General features: G+C 64.2%; 11 protein-coding genes. 3 read left to right on the top strand and 8 right to left on the bottom strand.

Going from position 1 to position 17,249, the window contains the following annotated elements:
• Nucleotides 1–2 precede the first annotated feature (2 nt).
• Entirely contained in the window at nucleotides 3–1,721 is a 1,719-nt protein-coding gene (locus QMK22_RS14945) for a type IV secretory system conjugative DNA transfer family protein (protein WP_283498445.1), read from the top strand.
• Nucleotides 1,718–2,230 (top strand): hypothetical protein, encoded by a 513-nt coding sequence (locus QMK22_RS14940; protein ID WP_283498444.1) that lies wholly within the window; start codon nucleotides 1,718–1,720, stop codon nucleotides 2,228–2,230. Before QMK22_RS14945 ends, QMK22_RS14940 begins: the two co-directional genes overlap by 4 nt.
• Before the next feature lie 154 nt (nucleotides 2,231–2,384).
• Here the strand turns inward: QMK22_RS14940 and QMK22_RS14935 are convergent, their stop codons facing one another.
• From QMK22_RS14935 to mobF, 3 genes are all read right to left on the bottom strand, one after another.
• Nucleotides 2,385–2,939, bottom strand: coding sequence for a hypothetical protein (locus QMK22_RS14935; protein ID WP_283498443.1), 555 nt, complete (start codon nucleotides 2,937–2,939; stop codon nucleotides 2,385–2,387).
• Nucleotides 2,940–2,953: 14 nt separating this feature from the next.
• Nucleotides 2,954–3,817, bottom strand: a complete 864-nt coding sequence (locus QMK22_RS14930) for a DUF6731 family protein (RefSeq protein WP_283498442.1) — start codon at nucleotides 3,815–3,817, stop codon at nucleotides 2,954–2,956.
• A gap of 283 nt (nucleotides 3,818–4,100) precedes the next feature.
• Nucleotides 4,101–7,910 carry a MobF family relaxase gene (mobF, locus tag QMK22_RS14925; protein ID WP_283498441.1) on the bottom strand — a complete coding sequence of 1,270 codons (3,810 nt, stop codon included), beginning with the start codon at nucleotides 7,908–7,910 and terminating at the stop codon, nucleotides 4,101–4,103.
• Nucleotides 7,911–8,072: 162 nt separating this feature from the next.
• Between mobF and QMK22_RS14920 the strand changes: the two genes are divergently transcribed.
• A complete protein-coding gene (locus tag QMK22_RS14920) occupies nucleotides 8,073–8,405 on the top strand; it encodes a hypothetical protein (RefSeq protein ID WP_283498440.1) in 333 nt (110 codons plus the stop codon).
• 93 nt (nucleotides 8,406–8,498) lie between these two features.
• Here the strand turns inward: QMK22_RS14920 and QMK22_RS14915 are convergent, their stop codons facing one another.
• From QMK22_RS14915 to QMK22_RS14895, 5 genes are all read right to left on the bottom strand, one after another.
• On the bottom strand, nucleotides 8,499–9,431 hold the full coding sequence (locus QMK22_RS14915; protein ID WP_283498439.1) for a nucleotidyl transferase AbiEii/AbiGii toxin family protein: 933 nt from the start codon (nucleotides 9,429–9,431) through the stop codon (nucleotides 8,499–8,501).
• A complete protein-coding gene (locus QMK22_RS14910) occupies nucleotides 9,424–10,539 on the bottom strand; it encodes a type IV toxin-antitoxin system AbiEi family antitoxin domain-containing protein (protein WP_283498438.1) in 1,116 nt (371 codons plus the stop codon). Before QMK22_RS14910 ends, QMK22_RS14915 begins: the two co-directional genes overlap by 8 nt.
• A gap of 149 nt (nucleotides 10,540–10,688) precedes the next feature.
• The gene (locus tag QMK22_RS14905; RefSeq protein WP_283498437.1) at nucleotides 10,689–15,563 is read right to left on the bottom strand and encodes a helicase-like domain-containing protein; all 4,875 of its coding nucleotides are present in this window, start codon (nucleotides 15,561–15,563) and stop codon (nucleotides 10,689–10,691) included.
• Between the two features lie 143 nt (nucleotides 15,564–15,706).
• Complete coding sequence (locus QMK22_RS14900; RefSeq protein WP_283498436.1) at nucleotides 15,707–16,261, bottom strand: hypothetical protein; 555 nt, start codon at nucleotides 16,259–16,261, stop codon at nucleotides 15,707–15,709.
• 290 nt (nucleotides 16,262–16,551) lie between these two features.
• Nucleotides 16,552–17,169, bottom strand: a complete 618-nt coding sequence (locus tag QMK22_RS14895) for a recombinase family protein (protein ID WP_283498435.1) — start codon at nucleotides 17,167–17,169, stop codon at nucleotides 16,552–16,554.
• Nucleotides 17,170–17,249: the final 80 nt, after the last annotated feature.

Below are 17,249 nucleotides of genomic sequence, written 5' to 3'. Positions count from 1 at the left end.
TGATGGCCCGCTCTGGTCAGCAGAACCAGCCGCCGTGGCCGTTGCTCGGCATCATCCTGGCAATGGTCCTGATCGTGCACCTCTCTTTCCTTTGCGCCGGGACCGGGATCGGGGCGCTCCGCCTCGACCAAACCCTGCAGGCGCTGGTCATGACCATGACCGGGAACGACGATGGCTTCCGTCAGCGCGGGCTGACCGCGCCCGACCTGAAGCTTCTCGGCATCTGGGTCGGAGCCTGGACGGTTCTGATCGGCATAGTTCTCGGCGGTTCTTTCATCCTGTGGGACCGCCGGAAGACAGTTCAGAAGGCCGAGCTCTCGACCGGCGCTGAGCTGCGGAAGCGCGTCACCGGTCACGGCGTTCCCGCGGTCGCCCCGTTCGCCCACCTCGACGGGAAGCCCGTCACCATCCGCGAAGAAGACACGTCCTGCACGATCGCCCCGCCGCGCGCCGGCAAGAGCGCGTACCTCGCGATCGGGCGCATCGTCGACGCGGCCGGCGCGGTCGTGGCCACCTCGACGAAGGCGGATGTCTTCCGAGTCACCGTGAAGAAGCGCAGCGAGCTCGGTCATGTCTTCGTGTTCGACTTCGACGGCATCACCCGCTGGCCGGACAAGGCCCGTTGGGATATGGTCGCCGGCTGCGATCGGCCCGACGCCGCCCAGTCCCGGGCGGCCGCGATCGTCAACGCCCGGCCCGCCGGATCCGCCGGGATGAAGGACTCCGCTCACTTCGTCGAAGGGGTGAAGATCATCCTCCGGTCGCTCCTGCACGCCGCCGCACTGATCCCTGGCGGAGACATGCGCGACGTCGTGCGGTGGGCACAGGATTTCAACGATCACGAACCGTCCGCGATTCTCCGCGACCTCTCGCCTAACGGGGCAATCTGGGCCCGCGAACTGGATCAGTGGTGCCGAGAAGATGCCCCCGAAACCATCGGCAACACCAAAACCACCCTCTCCCGCATCACCGCATCGTTGACGGATGCCCGTGTGCTCGACCTGCTCTGCCCGGCCCGGCCCACGGACGACGGCGACGACACGGAACCCGTGGCCCCGTTCCGGGCGCAGGACTTCGTGCTCTCCACCGACACCGTCTACTGCCTGGTCGATGATTCCCGCGAATCCTCGACCGCGCCGATCATCACCGCGCTGGTCTCCGCGATCATCGAGGAGGCCAAGACCGTGTCCCAGCACACAACAAGCGGCCGTCTGCCCACGGCCATGACTCTCGTGCTCGATGAGGTCGCTAACGTGTCGCCGTTGCCGCAGCTACCGAACCTGATGAGCGACGGCGGCGGCCGCGGCCTGCACACCTGGATCTTCGCCCAGTCGATGTCCCAGCTCGTCGGCAAGTGGGGCCCCGAAGCGGCCACCACGATCTTCGAATCGTCGGCCGCGAAAATCATCTTCGGTGGCCTCGCCGACGAGTCATTCCTGGAGAAAATCTCCCGGCTGATCGGCACCCACCACACCGTGCAGACCAGCACGTCCGTGCAGCGCGGCACCGGACGGGATACGTCTTCCACGTCTACCAGCGAACGTGAGGAACGACGGATGAAGGTGGAAGACATCCGCAAGATACCCGAAGGGAAAGCGCTCTTGCTTTATCGGGAGAAGGAAGCTGTCGTGCAGCTCACCCCCTGGTGGACCCGCCCGGATGCCGACGAGCTGCGCGAGTCGCAGAACTGGTCGCTGCGCCTTGAGGGGATTACCGCATGAGCGAGGATGAGCTCGACCCGATGAGCATCGAGGGTCTCGACGCCCGGCTGGTGAACGTCGAGACGATCCTGCCGGATCTGTTCGACATGTACGAGCTCCGCGCCGCCGGTGGTCCCTACTATTGGGCGACGCTGCCGCGCGATCAGGCTGTGAAGCTCTGGGAGGAGCTCGGGAAGTTTGTGACCTGGCTCGACGGCCGGTATCTCACCAATCTGGCCGATCCCAGCTATCGACTGCCGGCCTGCTGGTATCGGCATCCAATCGCCGTCGAGGAGCTGACCGCCCTCATGGTCGCGCACCGCGCGGCCTATGACACTCGGTCGGCCAAAGCATCCTCTGCCCTGGTCGACTGGCACCAGCGCGCCCTCTGGCCTACCCTCGACTCCCTGAAACTCCGCGCCGGGATGGCGGGCTGCCGCGACCGCGACGACCACCGCGAACCCCATGCCGGCCCCGGCACATTCAGTGTGACCGACGAGTACCTGCGATGCGTCGATTTGAATGCTTGAAGTGACAGCCCTGGATGACGTCGCGCACCGTCGGCGAGTTGCCGCACATCCACGATCACGATGCTGGCGCTAACGTTTAGGTCCTCGTCAACGCTTCCGCACTCTATCTCGACCGGGGCGCGCGCCCATTATTCTCGCGCGCGGCACGCACGCCCTAGCCTGCGTTTCGATGGAACAGCTTGTCCATCGAGTAAACGTTTGTGGCGTCGGTGTTGGTAATGTCCTCAGCGCGCACGATTCCAATCAGCGCGCTCAATATCCAAACGAGTCTGAGTGCACCGTGAATGAGTACCAAGAGTGCTAGCTCGAAGAATGAGGGCGCCAACCACGGAACGCCGACTACGCTGAGCACGGCCGCGGTAAGGCCAAGGACGACTGCTTCAAATCCTGACAGCGTGCTTGCGACCCATGTCCGTGTCAGTGCCGGGCCAGCATCCGCGCGAAATTTTTGGAATCGGTCCCCATTTGCAGTCAGGCCAAACACGACGACAACGCCCGCAAAGCCTGCGACGATGGCAGCAGGACCAAGCAGAGCAAGATATAGCGCCTGAACTGGACCCTGATCTGCTCTGTCGATCAAACCCGAACCAATGTTGGGAATGTAGCCAAGGAGGGTGGCCGCGAATTGTGCGGCCACGATTACCGTCAGGATTGCGTCTACCCAGAACGGTTGATCACGAACAAAGGCCCAGAAATGCCTCGGCTTCACTGCGACCTCCCAAGCTACAGTTCTTGTCGAAATTCGCGAATCGCCTCGAACATTGCATCCAGCACAACAGTTGGTGTTGGTTCTTCATCCGCGTCCGCGCCAATTTGCTGTCGCACCGTTATCCGGTCCCTCAAGAAGTCGATCTTGTCTCGAACGAGTTCGCCCTCTTCGTTCTCAACGATAACCGTCGCTTCGGCTTTCCTGAAGGTTGTTGAAGCGTTTAACAGTTCCTTGACGTCTCGAATGAGTTCTTGCCCTCCGGCATCGTCAGGTTCAACGTTCCCGTAGCTGATGGTCATGTCTACCGACACAGAGCCGTAGGAAACGCTCTGCGCTTCCTTGAGAGCTTTTCCAAACCGTCCTTGAGGTTCCTCACTCTGCATGGCCCCCGGCAGGATCTTGATGTGCAGCTTCGTTGCGGACTGGGCCTTGCCCAGGCGAGCCATCTGGTCTCCCCGGGTTACAGCACGAAGTTCGAGGCGATCACCGACTTTCTCTAGATCGAGAACGATGTTAAGCCAACGGGCGATAGCTGAGGTTGTAGGTCCTGCTGATGACCTCATCATTGCAAAATAGGGAGTGCTACTGACCGGGAGCAGATAAGCAGGTTCGTGTAGCGAAGCTACGACTCCCTTCGAGGCCAGAGTCCCGTGTGCGCCATCGGTTCCTTTGGCATCGGGCCAATCCTGGCCTGGCCGTCGGCGATCGAGGTAAAAGTAGTCGGTAGCTGGACTGATCTCCGTTCTGGCTTCTCCCTCGATATCTCGACCAAAAAAGATAACCTGACGCTTCTTCTCGGTTAGTCCGGCAACGAGCGAATGGAGATCGGTCCAGAAGGCCGTAGGTAAGGTCTTCACCTTCTCGTTCTGGTCGATCATGATTGGTTCATAGAAATAAACCGTGCGAAACTTCGTTCCCGCCAAAACATCTCCCTGGTCGAACACGCCATATTATGTGTCTAAATTTGAGTCTAGGCAGCAACGTTCCTTCGAATCTTCGGGCTGGTACGCCCCAAAGGGGGATGTCTCTTACGATCCGCAACCGGAGCGGTTGGACGCTTGCAGCTGCTGTCACTTTTAACCGTTGTTTTACAACCCTTGGTCCTGCCTCCGGCTCGTTGCGTTGTGCGCCAAACAGACCGTTGATCGCGTAGTCCCACGTTCACATTTTGGGCCGATGGTCGCGACCGTGGTTGAGGGGACTGTGAGCCTCGGGCTGCTGATCCGGCGAGTCGATTGCTCGGGCGCGAATCCGCCGGACACGTTCGGCGAGGCCACCGGCACCTGCTGCATCGCTCGTTCCGGACAGACGTTGGCGAAGCTCCGCGGTTCGATGCCTTGCCTCGGTTGCCGACTGGTCCTCCGTCACGCGAAGGCGCTCGAGGGATACCGCCGCCGCCGCATAGGCATCGTCGTCGGGACGAATGGCACCAAGCGGCGACTCGGTATCCGTGATCTGGTTCAGGTCGCGGAAGGCGAGCACGTTGCCGAGGTCACGCCGCCACGCTCTCTGCAAGGAGGCATCATCGGGCTGGGGTCGAAGTGTCGCACTCCACGGTTCCGGCGCCGCTGCCACAGCGTCGACGAGCGCCGTCGTTCGATCCCGGATTAGATCGGCCTGGGCGTGCAGCCAGTCGTGGACCTGGCGGTTGTCACCGGCTGCTCCGGCAGTCGGCGGGGCCACCCATGTCGGCAACGCGCTTTCGCCCGTCGCAGCCACGGGCGCTCCGATGCGGTGATGGTAGATCATCGCGAACGATTCGATGCTCGAGTCGAGCCCGGTGTCCTCGGCCCGAACGGCCGCGGCCAGCCGCGCGCGCACGTCGGCGCCGCGAGCCTCGTGTACCGCGAGCCGTCTCGCAAGGTGCGTCCACGCCTCGTCGTTGACGACGCGATCGGCGATGCCCGCGTCGAGCACATTGCGGACGACCGCTTCCATCCGCCCGATCTGGTCCGGATCGTAGACCCGCGCGAGAGCATCCTCGTAGGCAGGCAGCAATGTCGAGAGGCTCGCTGCGGCATCCTGTTCCCGTTGGATCTCCTCGGTCGCGGACCGCTCGGTGCCCTCGCGCGCGAGCACCGCGGTGAGCGCATCGATGATCGAGGTGCGCAGGTGGTCGGGAGCGTGCGCATCCACCTCAAGGGTCTCCTCCACGACCGCATACATCCGGTTGGACTCACGCCCGCGGGTCGCCGCCACGTACAGCTGCTCCCGTGACGTCGACTGCGGGTCCACAAGAATGTGGGACGTGTCCACGGTCATGCCCTGCACCCGATTGATCGTGGCTGCATAGCCGAGCTCCACGTGCGCGGCCACGTATTCGGCCGGCAGGGTCAGCACTCCCCCGTGCCGAAGGCTCTTCACCTTCAGGTCGCCGCCCTCGTCGCCCAGGATCGTCCAGAGGTCACCGTTCGCGACAAAGTCCTTGCCCTGGTTGGAGCGCAGCTTGCGGTCGTTCTGCCGCGTCACGATCACGTCGTTCAGGCCGGCCTTGTTCCCGTCGTGCAGCAACGCCCCGCTCTTCCCGACAGCACCCTGGCCGATCAGGTCCAGGCGGGCACGCGCGTTCAGCGCGGCAACCTCTTCGTTGGTTCCCGCGACCATGATCGAGTGCCGGTGATCGGCGCGATCCGCGGCCCACGCCACATAGATCTCTTCCAGCATGCTCTGGCGGATGCCGCCCCGCGTGCGATCCGCTGTGACATAGAAGTCCAGGGAACTGCTGGCTCCATCACGCAGCAGCAGGGACACCGCCGCTTCCTCGGTGTCGAGGAAGCGGTGCACCTGGTCGAGGTAGCTGGCGCCCACGCGCTGCTGGATCAGGCGCAGGGCTCCCCCGGACTCGACCGCGGCCAGTTGCGCCGGATCCCCGAGGAGGCGAATCGCGGCCCCGTGCAGCTGGGCGAGCTCCAACACGTCTGCCAGCAACGGAGTCGAGGCCATACCGGCCTCATCGATGAGAAGTACCGTGCTGCTGTCGATCCGGTACTGATCCGACTCCTGCTGCTCCGGCGACCCATTTCGGTGCACGTCGACGAGCTTGTGCGCCGTCTCCGCTTCCACCTTGATTTCTTCGGCTAGCACCGTCGACGCAGCCGCCGTCGGTGCCAACGCCAAAACTCGGCCACCGCCCGCTTCCACGGCACGCGCGAACGCGCGCATCGCGGTGGTCTTGCCGGTCCCTGCCGGTCCGATCCCGACCTCGAGGAGACGGCCGCCGGATGCGAAACGGCGGGCCAGCTCCACCTGCGAAGCATCCAACGGGTACGAGCTCGCGGCGTTCAGAGTCTCCACCGTGGTGGCGAAGATGGCCGGCTCGACGGCGAAGCCAGCGACGGTGCGGGCCGCGTCGATCAGGCTGTCCTCAATCGCGAGGATCCGCTCCGAGGTGAACCGTTCCGTCCCGTGCACACGGTAAACGGACTCGCCGTCTTGGCGCTGCAAAGCCTCGGGGACCGGGTTGAGTGTCGTCGCGGTGACGGCAATCACGCGCGCCATAACGGCCTGCGCGACACCCTCTGCGATCTGCTGCGCGTCGACGCCAGGGCTCACGTTCGCGAAGGTCCGGGCGATGCGTTGCGCCTCCGCTGCAACATGCGACCGCCGCCAGATTGCCCGGCTGTCTTCGACCGTGTGCAGCACCCGATCGGCGAGCTCGTCGATACTCAACGCTGCAAGGGTCTGGTCCTGCGCCGACAGCTGCTGTCGTTGCCGGACCGTAGTTCCGATCGTGTCTACGGCGACCTCGCCGATGATCCTGACCGCGGCCAGCCGCCACTCCGCGCGCTGCCGCGTCAGGCTCTTCGGAGCGCTCTTACCCTCGCGGGTTTCCAAGGTTGCACGCTGCGCGAGGCTCAACTGCACCGACTTCGGCGGGGTGCGGCCATGCTTGGCCACGTACTCCTGCACCAGGGTTTCGTAGGCATCTTCAATGGCCGCGCGACGGGAGGAGAACGAGTCACGCAGCTCCCGGCTGATGCCGGCGATCTCGCGCACGCTGCGCTTGTTCCGGCCGCGCGTCTCGTCCACGAAAGTCACTCCGAGGCGGTTCCGGACCTCCTGCTCAACAAGGGTGTTGTAACGTTCGGATGCCGCAACGCCGAGCGCGTGCAGCACCCGTCCGTCCAACGAACGCCACTTCCCATCGAGGCCCTGCACCTTCGTCGACACGGCAACGTGGGTGTGCAGGTTGGGGTCACCAGTGCGGGAATCGCGGTGTTCGAACGCGGTGGCAACGAACCCGTGGGTGTCGACCTGCGCGACCCCGCCGGCACCAACGCGCGTAACACCGGCCTCGGTTTCGAGCCAGGAAACGGTGGCCTGCCAGGCGGCGTTGTGGGCCTCGCGCACCTGCTCCGAGGTGTCCAGATCGCCGAGTGCCCAGAGCACAGACACGCTTTTCACCGGCGTGAACACTAGGTCGTATCCGGCGACGGGCTGCCTGGGCGCCTTGCCCATTTGTGAGAGATGGGTGGCCACTTCGGCATCCGTTGCCGCCCGTTTCAACGTGGCTGCTACCCGGTCGGCAGCGATGTTCCAGCGGATCAGATCCCGCTCGACGCCGGGTTCGGGACTGCGCCCGTTCGTGGCCGTGAACTCGGTGTACGCGTCGGCGACGGCGTCATCCCAGCCGTCCGCGATCGCTTGGATGCGCGGGAACCGGCGGCCCAGCCGGGATGCCTGCACGGCGTCTTCCGGGGTCGCTCCCCCGGCGACGGCGGCCCGACTGGCGGACTCTGCATCGGGGTGCAAACCGTCGCCGAACAGCGCCTGCATCTGCTCTTCAGAGACCGCGCCAGAGACGCCAAGGTTGACCAGGCCCGAGCCGACCCATTGCCCGACCGGGTTGCCCTCGGCGGTGTAATACTCGGTGAGATCCTCACCGCGGCGCACGGAATGGTCCCCCGCCGCGACCTGGCGGGTCAGGTAGGTGTACCCATCGCCGGCGTGAAGAACGTGCACGGTCATCATGGCGAAATCACCTCCCTCCAGACAGGTTAATGCCTGAATCTTCTCCAGACACTATTAGTGCAAGAGGTGTGTCTACTTGCTTTGGGTTTTGGCGTGTCGTTTTGGAGCTGGTGAGATCTGTGAAAAGTTTGATGAACGTGACGTTCGATGGGAGTGTTTGGTATGGCAATTGGACAGACTGGCAAGAAGATTGACGCTCGTGAGCGAGCGCGCCTCGCCCGCACTCGGGTTGATCAGGTGCGCGCGGAGCGCGACAACAAGATCGAAGCCACGCTCGCGGAGTTCTTCACCGCCGGCGATGAGCGCGACGCTCTGATCGCGCAACTGGCCACTCTGGAGATCACTATGGGTGCCCGCGTGACGAGCCTTTTCGAGCTGGGTGAGACTGTGACGCGAATCGCGGATCTGGTTGCGCTGGCCCCCAAGGAGCTCAAGCGATTGCGGGGGCTTGTCACTCCCGTGCCGGCGGTAAGTTCTGTTCCTGACGTTGACTGAACTCCAAGGTCCGAACTCACGGGCTGCCCAAAAAGCTCCGCACTCGGCGCCAGGGCTGCACTTTGGTGCGACTGCTGGCTGTACGCCTGTTACTTAATTACTCATCAGTAACGCCGACCACTGCTGGTGCGTGGGGTCCCATTGCCCTTCCATGAGGTCCCCGCTGAGGGCGGGCTGCAGCATCGCGTTGACAACAGAAATTGCGTCGTCCGGGTTAAGAAGGTCGATAAGAAGAGGGACTGTTCGGGCGACTTTGCTATACCCATCAGTCATCGATCGCGGCACCACGATCGACGTGAATGTTGGCAGGTGCCGGTGCAGCGCTTCGGTATGAACGCTGACGCGAAGTTGCTTGGCGCTGATGGGCATAGTTCGGGCGAGGATAGCCAGATCGACGAGATCTTTCGATCGGGTAGAGGACTGACCGCCAAACATCGAGAGGGTGGCGCAGACTTTGTCAGCGATCTGGTCCTCCACAGCGATTGCTTGATAGTCGACGACGGGGCCGAGGCGAGACATATCGAGCCGGAACGCCGGGGTGATCTTCTCCAGCGGGGCCGCAGGCGTGCGTTTGTGAATAGCCAGGTCTACGTTGAGGGGGTTCTGGGTTCCGGCGCCACGCACTGTGACGCTGAAGGCGACTGCGGCGGCCTGCAATTCGGGTTGATTACGCCCGCCGGTGTCACGATGGCGGAGATATCGAAACTCCAAATGATCCCCCAGGTCGATGCTGACCGCCGCGCGAAGTTGGGTGATGGCCGCGTCAATAGTCATCTCCGGCGTCTCCAGATCAAGGTCCGTTGTCCGCCGAGCTCCCGGAAGCCGTGCAAGCATGTTTGTGCCCCCTTTTAGAGCAAACGGAGAGTCCGGGGCGGAAAACACCCTGCAGAGAAAGCGGTCGAAAATTGCCAGTTCGATGAGGCTCTGAACGGATGTTCCCAGCCCGCTGCGATGCGCCGAGACCGCCTTCTCTTTAATGGCGGAGAGCACAGCTCGCCCATTCGGGTACGGCTGGTCGTTACTCATCGGTCTCCTCTGCTTCATCGGACTGTTCGTGGTCGCTCATCGTGTCCGTGTCGGGAATCTCGCGTCCAAGACTGCGGGGTTGCATAGCTGCGGGCACGGCAGGTGACGCGAACGACAGTTTCCAGGTATCCGCGGGGAAATTCATGACTGGCATTGTGGGCCTCGGCACCGTGATGGTTGGTAGCTGCGATGCGATGGTCTTCGCTATCTGATTCATCTGCTCTCGATACTGTCGAAGGACGGGCTCCAGCACCGCGTCCGCCGTCTCGGAAATGAGACGACTCTGCTCCTGCATGGGCGCGAGCATCAGCCTCATCTGTTCGCCAAGCTGCGCATACCCGCCCAGCTGGAATTGAGCTTGCTCGGCGATGACCCGAAGCTGTCCAGCAACTTCTTGGCTTATGACGTTGGCAAGGGCAGCGCCCACCGCGGGACGCTGCACCAGTGCCCGAGCAACAGCAACATCGTCGATGCCCGCACTCCGGCGGAGCTGCTCGACAAGTGCCGACCCATCCCCTCGAGCATGCCCGTACCGGGCTGCGTATGGTGCCAGCAGCCGGGCCAGGCTCTGCAGGTCAACGACGCGATCCCCCCGGGTCGCGTCGGCGAGCACGTCACCAACTAGGGAGAGATCCCCGACGTCATCGACGAGATCAGCGACGGTGCGCTCGATGCTCGTCACCGGAAGTCCCTCCACAACGACAACATCGTCCGGATCCAGCAGACGCTGCCAGTACCCAATATCCGGCCGTTGAGTTTGCCTGCGGTCGCGAGAAATCAGTCGGTACGGTGCCGGTTCAATATCGCCGCACCCATGCACGAGTGCCGCCGCTGCGCCGCCAACGACGATCTCCGGAGCGTCGACCCGTTCCCAGGCCAGCTTCTCTGGCACCGTCGACATCCATGCCGCTCGAAGCTCGTCCAGGGGTGCCGCCGGCACCCCGCCCAGCCGGTACACGCCGTGCGCGAGACGCACGAGACGCCCATCTCGTTCCCGATGGGACAGATTCGCACGGCTCACAAGCCGCACTCGCGCCTGAGCAGCCGTGAACAGGCCCCACTGCCCGGAAGCTAGATCCTCAAGGATCGGCTCAACAACCACACTCATACTTGAAAAGTATAGTCTGGATATCCTTTTCAAGCAATCTTTGTACCTGTGCCGTTAGGAACCGACCAACCCACACTGTCGGTACGGTGGAGTCTCAAACACGCAGGCCCTCAGCGTGCAACGGGAACAACCCACGGAGAGACAGGTCGCTACACCCGTGGCTGGTGCGATATTGGCCTGACGCTCGGCGCCGGATCCACATCGCCGTGATGCTCGTCGGCTCTTGCACGGGCGCGCGCGGCGAGCTCCTTGACCCGATCGCGCGCAGCCACGGCGGCACCGTCAGCACCCGGCGCATCCGTCGTCTCAGCAGCCGGCTTCTGCTCGCTGGCCATGGCCGCGAGACCGGCCACCACCCTCGCCTGCCGCTCCTGCGCTTCGCGTAGCTCATCACCATGCTTGAACGGGTCACCAACACGCGCGTCCACCTCGGTGATCGTCGTCTCGGCGTCGACGCGTTTCTGCTGGGTCTCAGTGATCAGCTTGGGCAACGACGAGGCCCGGTTCTCGAGCTGCCGCACTAGACCCACCCCCGCCTCGGCGAACTGGTTCCGCGGCACGGTCACGCTCGCCCCGGGCACCCCGCGCAGCTCCGCCACAATGTGCACCTGGCCGAGCGACGTGCGTGAAGCCACGTCGATCGGGAACCCACCAACCTGGCCCAGCTCCCCCAACTTCCGATCGGCATTCGTGGGCAGATACCGCACGCCGTTGCGCGCCGCCCACTCCCCGATCGCGATTCCAGCATCAGCGCGTTTGCCGTACTGCCGGCCGGCCACCGTCATCCGGAACAGGTCATCGCTCGTGTCCACGACGCGCGGAAGCGCGGCCGTCAGCAGGCCGATGTCGCGGTCCAGTGCCCCGACCTGACTGCTCGCGTTCACGCGCATGCTCGCCAGGTTGGTCTGGTTGCGCTGCCAGGCCCGCTCGAGTCGTTGCAGCCTCGACACGTCATTGTTCACGACGGACTGTTCCATCAGAAGCGGGTTTCCCGACGACAGGGCCTTCGTCTCCGCGGCGCCGAGGGCGACATCGCCGATGTCCTCGATCTCGCGCATGTCGAGCCGGCCGCGCATGATCTGGGAGATGAACTTCGCCTTCCGCTCCACGGTCTGCCACATGTAGCTGTCGAAACTGCGCTCGACGACGTACCGGTACAGCCCGATCTCGGCATTCTGGTTGCCCTGCCGCACGATGCGCCCGTCGCGCTGCTCAATGTCGGCCGGCCGCCACGGGCAGTCCATATGGTGCAGCGCAATCGCGCGCGCCTGCACGTTCGTCCCGACGCCCATCTTCGCCGTCGACCCGACGAGTACGGCCACATGGCCGGCGCGCGCGGCCGCGAACAGCCGCGCCTTGTCGGGATCGGTTTTCGCCTCGTGAATATAACGGATGGCCTCGGCCGGCACCCCACCATCGACCAACTTCAGTCGCAGCTCGTCATACGCATTCCATCGGTCGGGTTTCGGTGTGCCCAGGTCGCTAAACACCAGCTGCAGCGCGCCCGGCGTGGGCGATGGCTCCTTCGTCACGTCATCGAGGTAGGAGAGGTCTTTCGTCTCGTTCCAGATTCGCAGCACCTGGTGCGCGACAGCGTCGATCTTCGTCGGCCCGTTCGGGCGGTCTCCGCCGACCATCCGCACGTCCAGCGCGGCCTTGCGGCCATCCGTGGAGATCTTGAGCATGTTGTCCTCTTCGGGGCGCACCGACTTGTTGGCCACCCGCTCGGCACGCTCGCCGATGTCGGCGATGTAGGCCTCGAGCTCCGGGCCCGGTTGCAGCACTAGATTCTCGGGCACCCGCTGCCCATCGGAGCGTTCCCGCAGCAACGGCGTGGGCAGTTTGAGATCTTCGGCGGTTTTCACGTCGGCGAAGACGTGCCACATCCGGAGCATTTCGGGCACATTCTGGAACTTCGCGAACCGGGTCTTCAGCCGAAAGTTGCCGCCGCCGGTGGGCGCCATCTCCATCTCGGTGACCGTCTGCCCGAACGTCGCCGCCCAGGCGTCGAAGTGACCAATGCCGGCGTTCTCGAGCAGATCGGGGCGCAGGTAGCGCTGCATCACGTAGGCCTCGGTGATGCTGTTGGCCAGGGGTGTCGCCGTGGCCACGGTCACGACGCGGTCACCGTGCCGGGAGCGCAGGTATTCGAGCTTCATATGCAGATCCGTGGCCCGGCCCGCACCTGCGATCCGGGCATCCTGAATGCTCGACTCGGTGGCGAGGTTCTTATAGTCGTGCATCTCGTCGACGACGACATAGTCGATCCCCGTCGACTCGAAGGTGATGCCAGGATCGCGGGGCTTGTCCGTGAGGTCCTTGTAGGTCTGCTCCAGTGACAGCAGCTTCTTTTCGATGCGCTTGACGCTCATCGCGTCCTCGCCGGTCGCCTCCTCGAACACCGCACGCAGGGTTTCGAGTTCCCGGCTGATGTAACCGGCTTCGGCGACCGGCGACAGCGGGATGCGTTGAAACGCGGTGCGCGTCATGATGATGGCGTCCCAGTCGTTCGCGGCCGCGCGGGCGACGAACAGGCGGCGCTTGTCACCGGCGAGGTCGTCACTCGACGAGGCCAGGATGCGTGCCTGCGGGTAGATCTGCAGCCACTCGCGGGCGAACTGCTCGAGCATATGGTTGGGCACCACGACCACCGGCTTGGTGACCAGGCCCATCCGGCCCAGCTCCATGGTGCCCATCACCATTTCCGCGGTCTTGCCCGCTCCGACCTGGTGGAACAACCCCACGGCAGGCTCGGAGAGCATCCGCGCCACCGCGGCACGCTGGTGCGGTCGCGGCACGAAGTTCAACGCCACCCCGGGCAACGTCAGGTAGTCGCCTTCATGGCTGTAGTCGCGCAGCGCGATGGAGTTGAAGCGGCGGTTGTACCCATCGGTGAGGCGTTCCGCCCGCTCCGGGTTTTCCCAGACCCACTCGCCGAACCGCTCCTGCAGCTGGTCGGCTTTCTCCTGCGCGGCCGTGGTCTCCAAGGCGTTCACGACCCGCTTCTTCGTGCCCATCTCTTCGTACTCGTCATAGACGGTGATCGGCTTCTGCTCCATCAGCGCCTGAGTGAGCATGGTCGCCGGGCGGCGCACGGTGCCCCACTCGCTGGTGGCGCGCAACGTCTGCCGGTTACCGCGCACCTCCCACATTCCCGGCATCGGGTTTTCCACCCGGATGCTGCGATCACGCAGAAGCTCCCGGAGGAATTGCTGGTGCGTGTCGGCGTCGACCCACACGGCGCCGAGCCGTGCCTGGATCTGCTCCATGGTGAGCTTCTCCGGCAGGGCCGTCTGCAGTGCCGCCACGTTCACGGCGAACCGGTCGGGTTGGGTCTCAGCGGCGGCCTGCGCGGCGTCGAGCTTGATCCGTACGTCCCCGGAGAGGTACTCGGGAGCGTGGATCAGGTTTCCGGTGGTGGGGTCGTCGTAGACCATCTCGCCAAGGCCGGCCCGGGCATCCACTTCGGTCTGACCGAGCAGGTGCGCGATTGTGTCGAGGTCGATGCGGCCGGTGCGATCCAGGCTCAGAGTGATCGCCTCGGCGGGGGTATCGGCGCCCTGGGTGATGGGGCGCTGGGCGACGACACGCTGTTTGAGCATCGCAGCCGGCGACGCGGTCTGCCGTTCCTCGTCGAAGCGTTCCAAGGCCATCACGAGGGGCCCGAACGGATCGGCGCGCAGCAGACGAGCCGGAGTGGGCGTAATGCGGGCCGTCCCCGCTTCGCCCGTGTCCGGGTCGTCGCGGCCGGTGGAGCGCAGCGTGAAGCGGTTGAGTGGGCCGTAGCGGGTCTGGTAGTCGTCATACCGGGCGGACAGGATGGCGCGGGTGTCGACGATCTCATCGGTGTCATCGACCGTCGCCGCTTCCAAGGCCAGCAGGGCTGTGGTGCCATCGCGAAGGCCGAGCAGCGCGGTCAGTTCGGTGGCCGCGTTCTTCGGAACCTTGAGTGCTGTGTGGACGCCGGCGCGCACGACGGTGAAGGTGCCGTCGTGCTGGTCAACGATGGTGCCGTCCCACTGGGTCGGTTCCGCGGGCCGGTAGGTTGCCAGCGCGCGCTCCGAGTGAGCGCTGCGCGCGGTCATCCGTTGGCCAGCTGCGGTCGCATCGGCGACGACACCACTGAGGGCCGTGCGGAGGTCGACCGGGGTGTTTACGAGGTCGGCGGCTGTCACGGTGAGGGAGCCATTGCCATACATTCCAGTGCCGACACGCACGTCGCCGAGGATGTTTTCGGGACGCTGGTCGAAATAGGAATTGATCTTCACCATGCGCTCATCGACCTGCTGTGCGGTGACGGTTTCCCAGAGTTGGGACGCCGCGGGCTCGCCGATCTCCCGGCGGCGGAAGACCAGCAGGTCGGTCACGACGTCGGTTCCCGCGGCGCGGCGGTGCGCCCCTGAGGGCAGCCGCACGGCACCGACGAGATCGGCCATCGCGTTCATCTCGCGGCGGGCGGACGGGTTCTGCGCGTCGAGCGTGTAGTGGCTGGTGAGCACGGCGACCAGCCCGCCGGGACGGGTGAGCGCCAGGGCCTTGATGATGAAGTGGTTGTGGATCGAGTGCCGGCCGGCGTTGTGCGCCGGGTCGTGCAGGCGCACGTCCGCGAACGGCACGTTGCCGACCGCGGCATCGAAGTATCCGCCCGGGAACCGGCTGTCGGCGAAGGACTCGGCGCGAATCTCCGCCTGCGGGTAGAGGCCGCTCGCGATCAGGGCCGTCGTGCTGTCCAGTTCGATTCCGGTCATCCGGACGCCTTCGGGCGCCAAGCCAATGAAGGTGCCGGATCCCGCACCGGGCTCCAGCACCTGGCCGCCGTCAAAGCCGAGGTCGGTGAGGGCCGCCCAAATTTCGCGTACGTAGGCCGGGTCGGTGTAGTGGGCGTTAATCGTGGTGCGGCGCGCTTCGGCGTAGGCGTCGTCGCTGAGCAGAGATTTCAGTTCGGTGCGTTCGCTCGACCAGCTGTCTTTGGATTCGTCGAAGACGTCGGGCACGGCGCCCCAGCTCGACCACCGGGCGAGCACCTGGTGCTCGTCGCCGGTGGCGGGCCGGCCTTCGGCGCGCAGCTGCTGGGAGAGCCGAATCGCGGCGACGTTTGCGCCGAAACGCGCTTTCGCTCCCGAGGGGGCGAGGCTCTCCTGACTCCCCGGGGTAAAACTCGGTGCGGCTACTCCGGGTGCGCCTGGGCGATCTTCTCGTAGCGGATATCCGCCGCCCGCTTCATCGTGTCGGCGTTCTCGGTCAAGAACCGGCTCGGGTTCGCCGCCGCGAGCAGCTGCTGGATGAAGGTCACCGGCACGGCCCACTCCTCCGCCGCCAGTTCCTCCTCGTAGGTCGAGGTCGCCCCCTCCGGGCTGTCCTGCACGCTGTCCGCCCATCGTGCCAGTGCCGAGTCCATCGGCCGGGTGGCTTCCCACTCTTCCCGTTCCTGGCTCGGCGACAGCTCCGGGGTGATCCACACCAGATCGGCCAGCACGATCTCCTCGGCCTGCTTCTGTGCCATCGTGAGTCGGCCCGCCTTCTCCAGGTAGTTCTCCCCCGCCGGGTCCGGTCCGGCGATCGTCTGGCTCAGGGCGTCGACCTGGCTCAGCACCTGCTCGCCTAGTTCCTCGAAGAACTGCTCCGGGTTCGGCAACGCCACGTACCGGCTCGGGGCCATCTTGACCCAGTGATCCCTGGCCTGCGCCCCGTACTTGTTCATCGGTCCCACCATCCTGTTCATTCCAAAAGTCATCAAAACTCAGCTGGCCACTGACTAGGGCAACCTCAACCGGCGACGGCTCAGCGGTTCGTACAGCCTCGAGGTGCGCATCCGCACTGCTCTCATCGACACCCCACAAGTCGAACTCGATTTGAGCGGTTGAAACTTTCCTCTTTGAGCCCTTGCCAGCCATAAGACACTCCCCTGCACCCCAAATGGGCGCTTCGAGGAGGTTAACAGCGTTGGCAACAACTCAACAATTCGAGAGCACTCAAGACCCGCGAGATTCCGCGGGCACGCAGCGCCCATGATCATGCCCCCGATTTCGAAGGCTCGACAATGGCGTCTATGGCCTCTGCCTCCCGGCGGGTGTGCCGTTCAACTGCCCGGTACACACTGCTCCGCGAGATGTTAAACATCGTCGCAATTTCCGAAATATCTGTCTTCGGGTCAGCGAAGTGAAGCGCAACAGCGGCATCCTGTTTCGGCGTGAGCTTCGGCTGTCTCCCCCGCAATTTCCTCCGAACGCTCGGCCTGGCCATGGCCTCCTTTGTGCGGAGACTAATCCACCCGCCCTCAGCCTCGGCAACGGAAGCAAGCATGGTGAAGATCATCTTCGCCATGGGGTCCTTCGGGTCATAAACCATGCCGTTATTGCTCAAGATAACTTCGCGCTCACCAAGCTCCTTAATAATCTCCAACGTGTCGAGCGCGTTGCGTGCGAGTCGATCGAGGCTAGGAACAATAAGCGTGTCGCCGGCGCGACAGGCAGCCAGTGCCTTTTCCAACCCATCACGAGTCATGTTCTTGCCGGTGAAGCCCTTGTCGGTATAGATCCGTTTCGGGTCGACACCAAGCGCAGTGAGCTTTCCGATCTGCGTCTCAAGATCCTGCATCACCGTGGATACACGGGCATAACCAACCAACACGGTGCGCTCACCTAGCTTTCTTTGCTCGCTCTCCTGAGAGAGTATCAGATAGGCACCCCTCTACGGGATTTTTAAAGGAC

Source organism: Cryobacterium sp. PH29-G1 (genome assembly GCF_030063365.1).
Lineage (GTDB): Bacteria > Actinomycetota > Actinomycetes > Actinomycetales > Microbacteriaceae > Cryobacterium.
The sequence above is the reverse complement of the archived record's forward strand: the minus strand, read 5'-3'. Positions and strand labels throughout refer to the sequence as shown.

Bases quoted from the DNA above. Each gene is read 5' to 3' on its own strand.
- QMK22_RS14945 (WP_283498445.1), top strand. From the start codon at position 3: ATGGCCCGCTCTGGTCAGCAGAACCAGCCGCCGTGGCCGTTGCTCGGC.
- QMK22_RS14940 (WP_283498444.1), top strand. From the start codon at position 1,718: ATGAGCGAGGATGAGCTCGACCCGATGAGCATCGAGGGTCTCGACGCC.
- QMK22_RS14930 (WP_283498442.1), bottom strand. From the start codon at position 3,817: ATGATCGACCAGAACGAGAAGGTGAAGACCTTACCTACGGCCTTCTGG.
- mobF (WP_283498441.1), bottom strand. From the start codon at position 7,910: ATGATGACCGTGCACGTTCTTCACGCCGGCGATGGGTACACCTACCTG.
- QMK22_RS14920 (WP_283498440.1), top strand. From the start codon at position 8,073: ATGGCAATTGGACAGACTGGCAAGAAGATTGACGCTCGTGAGCGAGCG.
- QMK22_RS14915 (WP_283498439.1), bottom strand. From the start codon at position 9,431: ATGAGTAACGACCAGCCGTACCCGAATGGGCGAGCTGTGCTCTCCGCC.
- QMK22_RS14910 (WP_283498438.1), bottom strand. From the start codon at position 10,539: ATGAGTGTGGTTGTTGAGCCGATCCTTGAGGATCTAGCTTCCGGGCAG.
- QMK22_RS14900 (WP_283498436.1), bottom strand. From the start codon at position 16,261: ATGAACAGGATGGTGGGACCGATGAACAAGTACGGGGCGCAGGCCAGG.